A 14,874-nucleotide genomic window follows, 5' to 3' on the forward strand; every position below is an offset into this window, starting at 1 on the left:
CGACCGCAGTGATCTTGGCCCGACGTTCGCCGCAGGCCGATCAGTCGAGCCTCACGGTCTCCAATGCGACTCCGGCAGCCGGGAATCGAGCCATCAACGCGTCGCCCATCGCCGCTGCGGGAGTCAGCACGCCGCGCAGGTCGGAGAGCCGGTCGCGATCCATTGCGAGCGCCAGCCCGCTCTCGCCCAGCAGCACCGACGTGGCCTTGTATCCCGGGTCGCCCTTCTGCGACATGGTGGCCCGGTAGCGCGCACCCGTGCTCGTGGTGGTGTATGTCTCAACGGTGTAGTGACCCTTTTCGCGGGTGCGCTCGCTCGGACCGGTGCCCGGCTTCGGAAGGATTCGCTCAACGGCCTTGCGCGGCAGCCGGTTGAAGTAACGGCTGCCCAGCGCCATCGTCGCGGCGTTGCCTGCCGCGCCCAACGCGGCGGCCACCGGCGCGACCGCGGACCGCCCCATGCTCATCTGCTCGCCGTACTCGAGCCGACGCCCGTAGGCGTAGTCGAGCAAGGCGTTGCTGCGCCGCACGATTCGGGTGTTGACCGCCGCCATGACGAACGGGCCCACCCAGAAGCCGTCGAGTTCCGGAGCGATATCGCGACCCCGCCGCCAACGCAGGTCGGGCTGACCGCCCAGTTCAGGCTCGGCGCCACGGTCCGGCGACAGCGTGTACGGGTCGTTCATCAGCCGCCGCGCCTCCGGGTCCGACGAGGCCGCGCGCATCACCTCAACCATCGAGGCGGCGGTGCCACCGGAGATGCCTGCCGCGAACGACCGCACCACGAGATTGGTGTCGACGAGTTGGCCCGCGCCGTCCTGTTCAGCGCGTCGGTGCAATGCGAATACCGTGAGATCGGAAGGGATGGAATCGAATCCGCACGAATGCACGATGCGAGCGCCGGTGTCGATGGCTTGTTTGTGGTACTGGTCGACACTTTCGCGGATGAACAGCGTCTCGCCGGTGAGGTCGGCATAGTCGGTTCCGGCAGCGGCGCACGCAGCCACCAACGGTAGCCCGTAGTGGGCGTAAGGCCCGACCGTGGTGACGACGACCCGGGTCCGGGCTGCCAGCGCATTGAGCGTGGACGGCTGTGCTGCGTCAGCTGTGATGAGCGGCCATGACGCCGCCGTCTCCCCCAGCGACTCGCGCACCGCCAGCAGCTTGTCCTGCGAGCGGCCGGCGAGGGCGATTCTGGCGCCCGACGCTGCACGAGCCAGGTATTCGGCGGTCAGCTTGCCGGCGAATCCGGTCGCGCCATAGAGAACGATGTCGAATTCACGGTCGGCGCTCATGAAGGCGACGCTACCCGAGCGTCTCGGGTAGTCCGGCGTCCTCACCCAGCACTTGGCGGGCCAGGAACGCCGTCACCACCTGGTACCAGATCTTGGCATGCTGCGGTGAGAGTACCCAGTGGTTCTCCGACGGGAAGTAGAGAAAGGCGTGCGGGCTGTCACCCCCGGCATCGGCGGGCAGTGCGGACTCTGTCAGCAGCTCGTACCACAGGCGCAGCGCCTCGCCGATGGGCACGCGGTAGTCCTTGTCGCCGTGAATGACGAGCATCGGTGTGCGGATCGCATCGACGTGACGATGCGGAGAGTTCGCCATCGCCATGTCCCGAGTCATCTCTCGGAGCCAGTAGTACGACGCGTCAGTAGTGGCGCCGAACTGGTCGAGAGCCCACAGGCTGGCATGGGTGACGATCGCGTCGAAGCGGTCGGTGTGCCCGGCGATCCAGTTGGCCATGTAACCGCCGAACGAACCGCCCATCGCCGCGGTCCGGTCGGCATCGACGCGCGGATGTGCGCACGCGGCGTCGACCGCGGCCATCAAATCGTGATATGGCGCGTCTCCCCATGCGCCCCAACCTCTTTGAATGAAGGACTGACCGTAGCCGGTCGACAGCGCCGGATCCGGCAGCAGCACCGCGTACCCGCGGGCCGCCAACACCCACGGGTTCCACCGCCAGTGCCAGCTGTTCCAGCTGCCGAGTGGTCCGCCGTGTATCCACAGCAGCAGTGGCGCCTGCGCGGGGCCGGCGTCCTCGTCGGGCAGCACCAGCCAGGAACGCACCCGGGTCCCGTCGGTCGCCGTCGCCTCGATCTCGGACACCGTGCCGGGGACCTGCGGTGGCTCGACGCACGGCAACTCATTGACCACGCCGCCGGAATCAATGCGTACCGGGTGCGGCGGCGCCGCGTATGAGCTGCGGAGCGCGTAGATGACGCCGTCGGGAGCGACGTTGACGTTGGTGTACGCGTAGTCGTCGAAGGTCACCTGCGTCACAGCGTCGTCGGCGAGGTCGATCCGGAAGATCGGGCTCCTGCCGTCTTGATCGGCGGTGACGAACAACGCCGAGCCGTCTCGCGACCACGTGACCGACGTCGGCCAGCGATCCCAACCCGGCGCTATCGCGGCTGGCCCTGCGCCGAATCTAGTGCAACACAGGCTGATTCGCGGCGCATCGTCTGGGGTTGAGTACGACTCGCGAACGTAGGCCACCGCCGACCCGTCCGGCGCGACCACCGGATTCCACAGGTCGGCGTCCGGATCGTCGGCGATCACGGTCCGCTCGCCGGTGTCGGTATCGATGCGGACAAGCACGGCGTGCCGTGATGCGCCGGGCGCGGGATCCTGCCAGTGCGTGACGGTGAAGCGGCCGTCGTCACTGACGTCGAACTCGGCGTCGCGCAGGGCACTACCCGGCGCGACGGTGAGGTCGGTGGGCGGCGCACCCGCCGAATTCGTGACGAACAGATGGGGTTCGGCTGGGCCGAGATCGCTGTCCCAGTGCCGGACCGGATATCCGGTGTGCAGGATCGCGGTGATTTTGTTGTCCTTGCGCAGCTCCCGCAGGCGGCGGTCGTCGTCGACATTGCGCGCCGACGGCAGCATCGGCCCGCGCACCACGGCCACGTCGGCCCCTCGGGCGGTACCCACCGCCTCGACACCACCCGGCAGCGACAGCACTTGGACCGCCTCTCCCCCTGCCGCCGGCAGGCGCCACACCGTCGCAGGCGGCTTGTCGTCGTCCTCGCTGGGACGCGCCGCGACGAAGAGCAGATCGCCGTCGACGGTGAACACGGGCGCCGACTCACCCTTCGCGCCGCGCGTCAGCCGGCGGGCCGGCCGTTGGCCGGCGGTGTCGAGCTCCCAAACGGCACTGACGTATTCGGTGCGCTTGCTGTTGAGTTCGGCCACCGTCGTCACCAGGCGCGATCCGTCGGGGGCCAGCGCGAGCCCGGACACGCGCGGCAGCGCAATGAACTCGTCGAGGTCATGGAAGGGCGTCGCCATGCCTGTAGTTCGTAGCACAGTCGTTGTGAGTTTGACTTTCAAACTGAGTCTTGTCAGGCTGGTGTCATGACCACGGTGGGCCTGGAGCGATTGCCCGGCCGGCCCTGTCCGATCGCCGCGGCGCTGGAACTCGTCGGTGAGCGGTGGGCAATGCTCGTCGTCCGCGAGATCGCCCTGGGTGCCACGCACTTCGGTGACATCGTGCGTGGCACGGGCGCTCCGCGTGACCGCATCGCCGCGAGGCTGAAGGCGCTCGAGGCCGCGGGGGTCATCACCCGGTCGCCGTACCAGAGCTCTCCCCCGCGCCACGAATATCGGCTCACCGCATCCGGGGAGGACCTGATCCCCGTCCTCGACGCACTGCTGGCGTGGGGCAAAGCCCACGCGGTCGCCGCCGACGACCCCGCCCGCCTGCCCCGCTACCGCCCGTTGCGCGACCTGAAGGGATCCCGATGACTGTCGAACTGTCGAAGACGTCCGACCGCGCCGACTGGGGCCCGCAGCGCTCGCGGACCGTCACCTGGCACGACCCCGCACCCACGACCGCCAAGGGCCTCGCCATGGCCGGCATCGACTATCTGCGAGCAATGGCCGACGGCGTGCTGCCGCAACCGCCGATCGCAGGCCTGATGCTATTCGAACTCGGCGACGTCGAACCGGGCCGTGTCGAATTCACCTGTGTGCCCGATGAATCGGCGTACAACCCGATCGGCGCCATCCACGGCGGCCTGATTTGCACGCTACTGGACTCGGTGACAGGCTGTGCGATCCACAGCACCCTGCCGCAGGGCAAGGGCTACACGTCGGTCGAGATCAAGGTGAATTACCTGAAGGCGGTCCGGCTCAGCAGCGGCACGCTGACCGCGACGGGCACGGTGGTGAAGTCCGGTTCGCGAATCGGGTTCGCCGAAGGCACGGTGACCGACTCCTCCGGTTCCGTTGTGGCCACCGCCAGCAGCACTCTGTTGATCTTCGACCTGTAACTCACCGCCGTCGGCGCGATACGTTCGACGGATGTCGAAGCGCATCCTCGTGGTCGGGGCGGGCATCTCGGGGCTTGCGGCCGCGGTGGCACTGCAACAGCGCGGACACGACGTCAGCGTCGTCGAAGAACGCACCGACACTTCGTCGGGCGCGGGAATCAGCATTTGGCCCAACGCGCTGGCCGCCCTCGACGAGATCGGCCTCGGTGACGCCGTGCGCGAGGCCGGAGGCAGGATCACCGCGGGCGCAATGCGCTGGCGTGACGGCACCTGGCTGCGCCGTCCGGCACGGGAGCGGCTCGTGAGGGCGTTGGGCGAACCCCTCGTGGTCATCCGCCGCTCCGCGCTGACCTCGGTGCTCGCCGGCGCCCTCGCCAGCAGTTCGCTGCACGACGGCCGGTCCGCGCGCGAGATCGTGGTCACCGCCGACGGCGTCCGTGTCACGCTGTCGGACGGCTCGACGTGGGAGGCCGACGCGGTTATCGGCGCCGACGGCACCCGGTCGGTGGTGGCCCGCCATCTCAACGGCGCACTGACCGATCGGTACGTCGGCTACACCGCCTGGCGCGGGGTGGCTGACTGCGCCATCGACCCGGATCTCGCCGGCGAGGTGCTGGGGCCAGCTACCGAGTTCGGTCATGTGCCGCTCGGCGCCGACCGCACCTACTGGTTCGCCACGGAACGAACACAGGAAGGCGGGACGGCTCGAGGCGGCGAGCTGGCCTATCTGCAGGAGAAATTCGCCGCCTGGACCGATCCCATCCCTGCCGTCCTTGCCGCGACCGACCCCGACGGAGTGTTGCGTAATGACCTCTACGACCGCGACCCGGCCCGGCAGTGGGCGCGCGGGCCCGCGGTGGTGGTCGGCGACGCCGCACACCCGATGCGCCCGCACCTCGGGCAGGGCGGATGCCAGGGCTTGGAGGATGCCGCGATCCTGGCCCGATTCGTGGCACTGGCCGACGACCTACCCACTGCGTTCGCGCGTTTCGCGGCATTCCGTCAGCCGCGCGTGCGGGCGCTCGTCCGCGAGTCGGTGGTGATCGGCCGCGTGATGAACACACCACTGCTCAGCACGCTCGCCGGCCGGGCCTCGGTGCTGGCGCCCGAGGCCGTGGTGACCCGACACCTGGCGTCGATCGCGGCGCGCTCGGCGTTCACGCTGCCGACCGAGGCCAACGTGCTGCCGGCATGACGCTGCGACTGGGACCGCTCGTCGTCGACTCCGTGAATCCGGGTGCCATGGCGCGGTTCTGGACCGCCGCGCTCGGAGTCGGCGCCGCCCGGCAGCTGCTGACGTTCCGACCCGAGTCCCGGCCCAAGACGGTGAAGAACCGCGTCCACCTCGACCTCTACGTTCGCGACACCGCACCGCTGCTGGAGCTTGGCGCACGAATACTGAGCGAGCACTCCGGCTGGGTGACGCTGGCCGACGTCGAGGGTAACGAGTTCTGCGCGTTCCCGAACCCCGCGGCGGCGCCGGATCCGCCGGCCGAGGCTTTCGCCGTGTGCACCGACAGCGCCCGGCCCGAAGAACTCGCGGCGTGGTGGGCACGACAGGTCGGCGCCGACGTGCGCAACGGACCGGACGGGACGCCGCGCTGGCTGTACGGCGCGGCCGGCTGGGAACAGTTGATCTGGAAGTTCGTTCGGGTGGAGGACGAGCGGGTGGCCCCGAATCGCTGGCAGTGGACCGTCGATTCAGGCGCTGGGGTCGATCCTCAGCGCAACGAGTTCAGCGGGGTGCCGCCAGCGCGCCGAACGGGTTGAGCAGCGCCGAGCACATCTGACGCGGGTTGATGAACCCGAGCAAGCCCTTTGAGGGCATTGCGGCGCAGCCGCCCGTCGCCGCCGGTGCGGTGGGCGTGCCGGGCTGGCGCCAGACCGCGGGGGCGCCGGCATTGGCGCCGCACTTCGGCCAGGCCTTCAGGCCCTGCGTGCGAAGGACGTTCTCGGCGACGCGGATCTGTTCGGCACGGGACGCGGTCGCCGGGTTTCCGACGCCGCCATTGGAGGCCCACGTCGCGGGCTTGAACTGGAGGCCGCCGTAGTGACCGTTACCGGTATTGATGGCCCAGTTGCCGCCGGATTCGCACTGCGCGATGGCGTCCCAATTAACGGAATCGGCCTGGGCGGTCGCCGTCGAGAGCGCCATCGGCACGATGGCGAGTACGGCGGCAATAGCGGTGGCCCAGAGGCCTTTGATCACGGCATTACACATGTTCATCACTGCGGTCCTTCCCCGACCGTTTGACACAAGGCCCGCAGGTGACTGCTGCTTCACACGGCGGTTATCCGGTGTGTCGGGTGATGAACATCACGTGTTACTGCCGTGTCGAAAGTTTTAATCGTTACTTATCTGGCGTAAGAGGCTCCTGAGAAAGTAGAGACGGCGCCGGGCCCGAGGACCCAGCGCCGTCTCCGATCGCTTTGCGCGGTGCTTAGCCGCGGCCGCCACAGGTCGGCCACGCGCCGATGCCCTGGCTGTCCAGGACGTTCTCGGCGACGCGAATCTGCTCTTCGCGGCTGGCGTTGTGGGGCGACCCCGAGCCACCGTTGGACTGCCAGGTGCCCATGGTGAACTGCAGGCCGCCGTAGTAGCCGTTGCCGGTGTTGATCGCCCAGTTGCCGCCCGACTCACAGGCCGCGACGGCATCCCAGTCGACGCTCTCCGCATTGGCGGTGCCGGTCGCCAGCGCCATCGGCGCCACAGCGAGCGCGCCGGCAATGGTGGCCAGACCAAACGTCTTGCGGATGTTCTTCAACTTCGATCCTTTCGCCAAGCGCGCGCCATCAGCACCCGCGCAGGGACGCGCAGGCGCAGCTGCCTTCACAGGCCAGAAGTTAGGGCCGCACCGTCTCGGTCAGGTGCGGCAGCGGGAGGCCGAGATGCCCCACCGGGTGTTGGACCCGGCGGCCGCAGAAGGTGAAACCCACCTTCGCAGCCCCACTCACACGCAGGTTCGTGGTTTTTGAATTATTTGCTCCGTTTGGAGCCGCTTCGGACCGTACAAACCGATTCGGTGAAAGTCATTTCGGTGAAGAACGTGTCGCGACAAGATCACGGGCAGATCACGACGCCGAATGTGTGTCGTCCACGCAGGTCACCCCGGCGATTGACGGGCCTTCAGGATGGCGACGCAGGGCGTGTCGTCGTGACTCATATCACGGCCTTTTTGTGACGTGGCACACTCGCTTTTCACGTTTGATCATGGCGGCGCGGCCCGTGAAACCTGCAGCGCCGGTTGATGAATCGATGCGTCGCGACTATTTGCATATGCAACCTAGGTTCGCTGTTGTCTTCCGAGGCACAGCGCTATTGCGAAAACTACTGCTCCACAATGTGTTCGAGAGATTCAGCGATTGTCGCACCGACCGCTCAATCCTTTGCAAGATCAAGACGGGGCACGTAAGTCGTCAATATCGTTGTGGGATAGCAGTTTTACGGATCACTCGCGGTGCCGTATCGAAGGCGGAATCGGCGCAAGTCCGAGGAATGCCACTCCCGATGATGGGGCGTGCCCCTGCGGCAAGGGAATGCGCCAGGAGTCGACGGAGGCGTTATACAGGCCAGGACTCGCACTGAAACGCTTCCTGAACCGGCCCGCGATAGCCGAAATCTCACGAGACATGCTGCGGACCAATGCTTTTAGCGCCACAGCTTATGAGGTTGGCGCCTGCACCTGACCACCGTGATTTGCCCAGTTGCCGCCTTTGATCACGGTCCGCTGCCGAACGAATCGCTTTGATCGACCGTGCGAACTAGAAAAGTGATTTAGGTGCGCGCAATTGCGAGTTTGCTGGCTCTGCCCGACGGCGTCGCGCGGCCGAGATCTTCGGCCGTATTCACGTTGGTCAGAGACGGTTGCTCGGGCATCACGATCCGATGGGCGTCGACGGTGTCAATCAGCGCTCTCATGCTTCGTGCGCCGGCCTCGACCAGCGCGGCGACCCGGTCGGCCAGGGCGGTTCGGTAGATCCCAGCCAAATAGTGATCCCGTCCGTCCCAGGGCAGAACCACATCGGCACCGAGGCGCCCAGCGGGACCGGCGAGTTCGTCGAACAAGTCGACGGACAACAGCGGCATGTCGACAGCGCACACGAAGGCGTGCTCGATCCCGGCCTCGCCCGCCGCTCGCAAACCACGCCCCGTCGCCAGCAACGGTCCGACGCCGCTGATCTCGTCGCGCAGTACGTCGGCGTCCAGCGCAGGCAGCGCCTGGCCGGGTGCGGCGATGACGAACACCGGCGCGCAGCGGGGACGCACGATCGACACGATGCGTTCGACCAACGTGGTTCCGTCGTACGCGAGAGTGGCCTTGTCGCGGCCCATCCGTCGCGACGCGCCTCCGGCGAGCACAACGCCGGCCAGGGGTATGGGGGATGTCACACCCGTGACGTTAGTCGACGGTCCAGGTGTCTTTCCCGCGAAGCAGCGACTGCAGTGCCGCCGTGTCGTGAGGTTTGGCGTCGATGGCCGACCGCACCTGCTGGCGGGCGGCGTCGTCGTAGGTCGGCTTGCTGACCTGACGGAAGATGCCCATCACCATGTGCTCGAGATTCTGCTCGGACAACCGCGACAGCGCGAACGCGTACGCCGGGTCGTCGACCCGGGCGTTGTGCACAACGATCTCGTCGGCTGCCACGTCGGCGGTCTTGGCGACTTCGAGGCCGTACCCGGACTTCACCACGCAGTACTCACCGTCGGCGCCGAAAACGATCGGCTCACCATGGGTGACGCTGATCAGCCGCTCCTCGGCACCTTCCTTGCGCAGCGCGTCGAAGGAGCCGTCGTTGAAGATCGGGCAATCCTGCATGATCTCGACCAGAGCCGCGCCGCGATGCTGTGCAGCCCCGCGCAGCACCTCGGACAGACCCTTGCGGTCCGAATCCAGCGCGCGACCAACGAACGTCGCCTCCGCGCCCAGCGCCAGCGACACCGGGTTGAACGGGTAGTCCAGTGAGCCCATCGGTGTCGACTTGGTGACCTTGCCGACCTCGGACGTCGGCGAGTACTGACCCTTGGTCAGGCCGTAGATGCGGTTGTTGAACAGCAGGATCGTGATGTTGATGTTGCGGCGCAGCGCATGAATGAGGTGGTTGCCACCGATCGACAACGCGTCGCCGTCGCCGGTGACGACCCAGACCGACAGATCCTCGCGCGCCAGCGCCAGACCGGTGGCGATGGTCGGCGCGCGCCCGTGGATCGAGTGGAAGCCGTACGTCTCCAGGTAGTACGGGAAGCGACTCGAGCAACCGATGCCGGAGACGAACGCGATGTTCTCGCGGCGCAGCCCCAGCTCGGGCAGGAAGTTGCGGATCGTGTTGAGGATGACGTAGTCGCCGCAACCGGGGCACCACCGGACTTCCTGATCGCTGGTGAAGTCCTTGCCCTTTTGTGGCTGGTCGGTCTTCGGCACTCCACTGATCTTCGTCAGCGGGGTCAACCCGAGATCGTTGCCGAGCACGTCTGTCATGCGCCTGCTCCTACGCCAGTCGCGTCGGCGTCCACCTCGATGGTGGCTGCTGCCAACCGCGCGAACTTGGCCTTGTCGATTTCCCTGTCGCCCAGCGTTCCATCCAGAGCGGCATCGATGATGCCCTCGACCTCGTCGGCCAGGAACGCCATGCCTTCCACTTTCGTCACCGACTGAACGTCGACGAGGAACCTGCCGCGCAGCAGCAGCGCCAGCTGCCCGAGGTTCATTTCCGGCAGCACGACCTTGGGGTAGCGCCGGAGCACCTCGCCGAGGTTGGCCGGGAACGGATTGAGGTTGCGCAGCTGCGCGTGGGCGACCTTCAGGCCCCTGCGCCGCGCGCGTCGGCACGCCTCGCCGATGGGGCCATAGCTGCTCCCCCACCCGATCATCAGCAGGTCGGCGTCGCCGCTCGGGTCGTCGACCTCGAGATCCGGGACTGCGATGCCGTCGATCTTGGCCTGCCGCAGTCGCACCATCAGATCGTGGTTCTTGGGCTCATAGGAGATGTTGCCCGAGCCGTTGGCAGATTCGAGTCCACCGATGCGGTGCTCGAGACCGGGAGTGCCGGGGACAGCGAACTGGCGGGCCAGGGTTTCGGGGTCACGGGCGTACGGCTGGAACCGCTCGCCTGACTTCGCGAAGATGTGCTCGATCGCGGGGTAGGTGCTGACGTCCGGAATGCGCCACGGCTCAGAGCCGTTGGCGATCGCGCCGTCGGACAGGATCATCACCGGCGTGTGGTAATTGATCGCGATGCGTACCGCTTCGATCGCGACGTCGAAGCAGTCCGATGGCGAACGCGGCGCGAGGATCGCGACCGGCGACTCACCGTTGCGCCCGAACATCGCTTGGAGCAGGTCGGCCTGTTCGGTCTTGGTCGGCAGCCCGGTCGACGGTCCGCCGCGCTGCACGTCGATGACGATGAGCGGAAGCTCGGTCATCACGGCCAGGCCGATGGCCTCCGACTTCAGGGAAATGCCCGGGCCCGAGGTGCTCGTCACGCCCAGCGCGCCACCGTAGGAAGCACCGATGGCCGCACCGATGCCGGCGATCTCGTCCTCGGCTTGGAACGTCATGACGTTGAAGTTCTTGTGCTTGGACAGCTCGTGCAGGATGTCCGACGCCGGCGTGATCGGGTAGGTGCCGAGCACGATTTGCAGATCGCCGAGGTGACCGGCGGTGACGAGACCGTAGGCCAGCGCGGTGTTGCCCGAGATCTGGCGGTACTCGCCCTCTTTGAGCTTGGCCGGCGACACCTCGTAGGTCGTGCCGAAGGCTTCGGTGGTCTCGCCGTAGTTCCAGCCGGCCTTCAGTGCCAGCACGTTGGCCTCGGCGACGTCGGGCTTGCGGGCGAACTTCTCGCGGATGAAGGCCTCGCTGTGCTCGAGCTCGCGACCGTACATCCACGACAACAGGCCGAGGGCGAACATGTTCTTGGCGCGCTGGCCGTCCTTCTTCGACGCGCCGATTGATTCCACCGCACCCAGCGTCAGCGTGGTCATCGCGACCGGTTGCACGACATAATCGGAGAGTTCTTCGGTCTCCAGTGGATTGGCTTCGTAGCCGACCTTGGCGAGGTTGCGCTTGGTGAACTCGTCGGAGTTGGCGATGATCAGGCCGCCACGGGGCAAGTCGGAGACATTGGCCTTGAGCGCGGCGGGGTTCATCGCTACCAGCACGTCGGGGCGATCGCCCGCGGTCAGGATGTCGTAATCGGCGATCTGAATCTGGAACGACGACACACCCGGCAGCGTGCCCTGGGGCGCGCGAATCTCGGCGGGGTAATTCGGTTGTGTCGCAAGGTCATTGCCGAACAAGGCGGCTTCCGACGTGAAGCGGTCACCCGTGAGCTGCATACCGTCGCCGGAGTCACCGGCGAACCGGATGACGACCTTTTCGAGCTTCTGCCGAGGCCCTGCAGTTCCGGGACTGACAACGTTGTCTTTGGCCCCCACTACGCCTGCCTTCCGTCTGCTTGCGCCCTGCGCCAGCGAATGTCGTTCGCGTCGCGGTCATGCTGACGCGCCGTCGGTGGACACTCACCGAAGTTTTGATGTCACTGCCAGTACCGATTATTGCACTTCTCTTAGGTAGCCCTTTACCGAGACGATGGCGAGCGAACCGTCGGTTGTTGACCGAACCCGCTGATCAGGCGATGTGCGACCACCTGCCATGAGACAAAACTGTGGTGTTCGTCACGTCTGCGAGACATCCGATTCTAAGGAAATAGTTACCGATCAGTAGCCAGTTGCTAGCACCTAGAGCGGCAGGTTGTACGGGGTGACGACCTGGATGGGCGCCGGTCGAGTCGGCTCGGCCGGCAACGCGCCGCGTTCCTGCAAAATCAGTCGCATCCCGAGTCGAGCGTCCGCCCGCAGGTCGTTGTGCAGTACCGCTGAAATGCGGCCCTCGCGCAGCAGCCGCCGATTGTCGGCGTCGAGGTCGTGGGCGATGAACACCTGACATGCCCGGCCGAGCCGGTCGAAGGCGGCGACGGTGGCGGTGTTGCCGCCGCCGACGGAGTAGACCGCCGAGACGGCTGGGTTCTGCTCCAGGGCCTCGAGCACCAGGCGCTCGTTCGTTGCGTCGATGCCATCGCTGTCGCTGACCTCGACGATCGTGCGTCCGGAGCCGCGCAAGGCCGTGCGGAAACCGACCTCGCGCTCCCCCTCACCGCGGAAGACCGTGCGACTGAGCGTGATGAGGACATCGGACGGAGTGGAACCGAGCCACTGACGCATGAGGTACGCCGCGGTCAGCCCCGCGCCGTGGTTGTCGATGCCGACGTACCCGCACCGCGAACTCGTCGGCACGTCGGTCGCATAGGTGACGACGGGGATGCCGGCCTCGACGAGGCCGTCGATTGCTTCGACGACGTCGGGTGCGTCCTGCGCTTTGAGGACCACGCCGTGACTGCCGCGAAGTCCGTGGAGTACTTCGACCATCTGATCGGTCGGTCCGGACTCCCAGAGGTGAAACCGCGCCCGGACCATGGCGGGCGCGAACGCGGGCAGTTCGGCCTCGATCGCCGCGCGAAAGGCATCGGAAAACCGGTGCGGGGTCTGCATGACGACGTCGATCAGGTAACGCCGCCCGTTGAGTCGCAATTGCGCGCGCTGCTTGTCGAGATCGGCGATCGCCTGTTCGACTTCGGCCCTGGTGTTCTCGCGCACCCCCGGGCGCCGGTGCAGCACGCGGTCGACCGTCGCCTCACTCAGGCCGGACTGCTGTGCAATCTCCCGGACTTTGTAGCGGTGCGGCATCGTGGTCCGTTCTGAGGTGTTTATGAGGTGTTTCTGGTGTGACGCTGGCTGTCCGGCCCACAGTAGCGGCTCTCCGTCCCGCCAACGCGGTATTCGCGTGGTGTCACTGCAAATTTCGAGTAGCCGGCTACTCACGCCGTGAGGCGGCTGCCGACCGACGATGCCCTACGTACAGCAATGCCGCGGGCGGACGCTCGAGCTGCCGGTGGCAGGAACTCTTGAAGGGGGAAGTTCAGGTGTCCAATCGAAGCAAGCGAGGTCCGGGCTCGCATCGTTCATCGAAGTCGCATCGTCGCGTAACTACTACGGCGGTCGCGATCAGCGGCGCAGGCATCGTGCTCGCCGCACCCGCAGCGGCGTTGCTCGCCGCTCCCGCAGCGCATGCGCTGCCCGAGGAGTCCGCGCCTGTGGCTTCATTCTCGTGCGCCAACAGCAGCCTGTTCGGCTGCGCCCAGCTGGGCAACTCCCAGGCTCTCAATGACGCGTTCGCCATCGGTAACCCGGCGGACATCGAAGCGTTCCTGGATATGGCCGGGGCGATCCCGGTCCTGAATCTGTTCATCGGCAACGGCGCAGACGGCACCGCGGCGCATCCGGACGGCTTCGCCGGCGGAATGTTCGCCGGCAGCGGCGGCAACGGCTTCAGCCCGACCACCGCCGGGGCCAATGGCGGCAAGGGCGGCAACGCCGGATGGTTTTACGGCAACGGCGGCAACGGCGGCAAGGGCGCCGACGGCAATGCCACCCTCGCCGGGGGGAATGGCGGCGACGGCGGCAACGGCGCCCTGTTCGGCATCGGCCAGGGCGGGTCCGGTGGCGCCGGCGGCAATGGCGGCACCGGCGCCCCCGGCAAGAACCCAGTGACCATGAACACGGCTGGCACCAATCCCACGACCGGCAACGGCAACGACGGCGTCGGCGTTCAAAACGGGGGTCCAGGCGCCGACGGCACGGCCGAGTTCGATGGCAGCACCGCTGGCGGCAACGGCGGTCAGGGCGGTACGGGCGGCGGCAACGGCGGAATCGGCGGGGCCGGCGCTGATGGGACGGACTCCAATTTGGCGAGTGACGGCGGCAACGGCGGTAACGCCCTCGGCGGCGGCGGCAACGGCGGCGCGGGCGGTGACGGCGGAGATGACCCGACCGGTCTCGACTACAGCGTCGGCGGCAACGGCGGCAACGGTGGAAACGGTGCGGCCGGTGTCACCGGCGGCACCGGCACGGCCGGCGGTAACGGCGGGAAGGGCGGCAGCGGCGGGTTCCTCGGCGTTGGGGGCGACGGCGGCGCTGGCGGCCAGGGCGGCCAAGGCGGTACCGGAGCGACTGGCGGCAGCGGCGGTGCAGGCGGTGACGGCGGCGACACCGAGATCGGGCCAGGCGGCGACGGCGGCGACGGCGGCGACGGCGCCGCGGGCGGCACTGGTGGCGCCGGAGGCGAGGGCGGCAACGGCGGTTCAGCCGGAACCGGTGGCGGCGGCAGCGGAACCGACGGCGCAGGTGGCACTGGCGGCCAGGGCGGAACCGGCGGCACCGGCGGCAAGGGCGGCACGGCCGGGTCGGCCGGCAGCGGTGATACATCCGGCACGGCCGGAGAGAACGGCGACGGCGGCAAGGGTGGCACCGGTGGCGTCGGCGGAGCAGGCGGCACCAGCGGCGACGGCACCGCGGGCCAGCCTGGAAAGGGCGGCACCGCAGGCGCGGGCGGCATGGGCAGCTCGGGCGGCCCCGGAGGCGGCGGCGGAGCCGGCGGTGCCGGTGGCGACGACGGTGGCGTCTGACCGGCCGGACCGCAGGACTGCTCGCTAGTCCGCGCGATTAAGGCTCAGGGGCATCGGTGATCCGATGCCCCTGA

Annotated in this window: 10 protein-coding genes and 4 pseudogenes; 6 read left to right on the forward strand and 8 right to left on the reverse strand. The window is 67.6% G+C overall.

Features of this window, described 5'->3' with window-relative positions; genetic code table 11:
• Positions 1–40: 40 nt before the first annotated feature.
• Both N4S67_RS18695 and N4S67_RS18700 read right to left on the reverse strand, forming a co-directional pair.
• Positions 41–1,294 (reverse strand): saccharopine dehydrogenase family protein, encoded by a 1,254-nt coding sequence (locus N4S67_RS18695; RefSeq protein ID WP_260994485.1) that lies wholly within the window; start codon positions 1,292–1,294, stop codon positions 41–43.
• A 10-nt stretch (positions 1,295–1,304) separates the two neighbouring features.
• On the reverse strand, positions 1,305–3,296 hold the full coding sequence (locus N4S67_RS18700) for a S9 family peptidase (protein WP_260994486.1): 1,992 nt from the start codon (positions 3,294–3,296) through the stop codon (positions 1,305–1,307).
• Between the two features lie 66 nt (positions 3,297–3,362).
• On the opposite strand from N4S67_RS18700, the gene N4S67_RS18705 reads away from it, so the two are divergent.
• Genes N4S67_RS18705 through N4S67_RS18720 form a run of 4 tightly spaced genes read left to right on the forward strand, consistent with a single transcriptional unit; the run spans position 3,363 to position 6,049 of the window.
• A complete protein-coding gene (locus tag N4S67_RS18705; RefSeq protein ID WP_260994487.1) occupies positions 3,363–3,752 on the forward strand; it encodes a winged helix-turn-helix transcriptional regulator in 390 nt (129 codons plus the stop codon).
• The gene (locus tag N4S67_RS18710) at positions 3,749–4,279 is read left to right on the forward strand and encodes a PaaI family thioesterase (RefSeq protein WP_260994488.1); all 531 of its coding nucleotides are present in this window, start codon (positions 3,749–3,751) and stop codon (positions 4,277–4,279) included. The genes N4S67_RS18705 and N4S67_RS18710 overlap by 4 nt, the downstream gene beginning before the upstream one ends.
• A gap of 31 nt (positions 4,280–4,310) precedes the next feature.
• Positions 4,311–5,474, forward strand: coding sequence for an FAD-dependent oxidoreductase (locus N4S67_RS18715; RefSeq protein WP_260994489.1), 1,164 nt, complete (start codon positions 4,311–4,313; stop codon positions 5,472–5,474).
• Positions 5,471–6,049: a VOC family protein gene (locus N4S67_RS18720; RefSeq protein ID WP_260994490.1), complete on the forward strand. Its 579-nt coding sequence runs from the start codon at positions 5,471–5,473 to the stop codon at positions 6,047–6,049. Before N4S67_RS18715 ends, N4S67_RS18720 begins: the two co-directional genes overlap by 4 nt.
• A 136-nt stretch (positions 6,050–6,185) precedes the next feature.
• On the opposite strand, the pseudogene N4S67_RS18725 reads toward N4S67_RS18720, so the two are convergent.
• The 6 genes and pseudogenes from N4S67_RS18725 to N4S67_RS18750 form a co-directional block, all read right to left on the reverse strand.
• Positions 6,186–6,407, reverse strand: a pseudogene (locus tag N4S67_RS18725) (transglycosylase family protein); the annotation flags it as partial.
• A 313-nt stretch (positions 6,408–6,720) separates the two neighbouring features.
• A pseudogene (locus N4S67_RS18730) lies at positions 6,721–6,954 on the reverse strand (transglycosylase family protein); the annotation flags it as partial.
• Between the two features lie 1,100 nt (positions 6,955–8,054).
• Positions 8,055–8,669 (reverse strand): molybdenum cofactor guanylyltransferase, encoded by a 615-nt coding sequence (gene mobA / locus N4S67_RS18735; RefSeq protein ID WP_260994491.1) that lies wholly within the window; start codon positions 8,667–8,669, stop codon positions 8,055–8,057.
• Between the two features lie 10 nt (positions 8,670–8,679).
• The gene (locus N4S67_RS18740; protein ID WP_260994492.1) at positions 8,680–9,756 is read right to left on the reverse strand and encodes a 2-oxoacid:ferredoxin oxidoreductase subunit beta; all 1,077 of its coding nucleotides are present in this window, start codon (positions 9,754–9,756) and stop codon (positions 8,680–8,682) included.
• Positions 9,753–11,714, reverse strand: a complete 1,962-nt coding sequence (locus tag N4S67_RS18745) for a 2-oxoacid:acceptor oxidoreductase subunit alpha (protein WP_260994493.1) — start codon at positions 11,712–11,714, stop codon at positions 9,753–9,755. The genes N4S67_RS18740 and N4S67_RS18745 overlap by 4 nt, the downstream gene beginning before the upstream one ends.
• A gap of 303 nt (positions 11,715–12,017) precedes the next feature.
• Positions 12,018–13,022, reverse strand: coding sequence for a LacI family DNA-binding transcriptional regulator (locus tag N4S67_RS18750; RefSeq protein WP_260994494.1), 1,005 nt, complete (start codon positions 13,020–13,022; stop codon positions 12,018–12,020).
• Between the two features lie 614 nt (positions 13,023–13,636).
• On the opposite strand from N4S67_RS18750, the pseudogene N4S67_RS28120 reads away from it, so the two are divergent.
• Both N4S67_RS28120 and N4S67_RS28125 read left to right on the forward strand, forming a co-directional pair.
• Positions 13,637–13,729, forward strand: a pseudogene (locus tag N4S67_RS28120) (hypothetical protein); the annotation flags it as partial.
• Positions 13,730–14,188: 459 nt separating this feature from the next.
• Positions 14,189–14,800 (forward strand): annotated as a pseudogene (locus N4S67_RS28125) (hypothetical protein); the annotation flags it as partial.
• Between the last annotated feature and the right edge of the window lie 74 nt (positions 14,801–14,874).

This window comes from Mycobacterium deserti, from assembly GCF_025345615.1.
GTDB lineage: Bacteria > Actinomycetota > Actinomycetes > Mycobacteriales > Mycobacteriaceae > Mycobacterium > Mycobacterium deserti.

Coding starts and splice junctions, on each gene's coding strand:
- N4S67_RS18695 (WP_260994485.1), bottom strand. CDS start 1,294: ATGAGCGCCGACCGTGAATTCGACATCGTTCTCTATGGCGCGACCGGA.
- N4S67_RS18700 (WP_260994486.1), bottom strand. CDS start 3,296: ATGGCGACGCCCTTCCATGACCTCGACGAGTTCATTGCGCTGCCGCGC.
- N4S67_RS18705 (WP_260994487.1), top strand. CDS start 3,363: ATGACCACGGTGGGCCTGGAGCGATTGCCCGGCCGGCCCTGTCCGATC.
- N4S67_RS18710 (WP_260994488.1), top strand. CDS start 3,749: ATGACTGTCGAACTGTCGAAGACGTCCGACCGCGCCGACTGGGGCCCG.
- N4S67_RS18715 (WP_260994489.1), top strand. CDS start 4,311: ATGTCGAAGCGCATCCTCGTGGTCGGGGCGGGCATCTCGGGGCTTGCG.
- N4S67_RS18720 (WP_260994490.1), top strand. CDS start 5,471: ATGACGCTGCGACTGGGACCGCTCGTCGTCGACTCCGTGAATCCGGGT.
- N4S67_RS18740 (WP_260994492.1), bottom strand. CDS start 9,756: ATGACAGACGTGCTCGGCAACGATCTCGGGTTGACCCCGCTGACGAAG.
- N4S67_RS18750 (WP_260994494.1), bottom strand. CDS start 13,022: ATGCCGCACCGCTACAAAGTCCGGGAGATTGCACAGCAGTCCGGCCTG.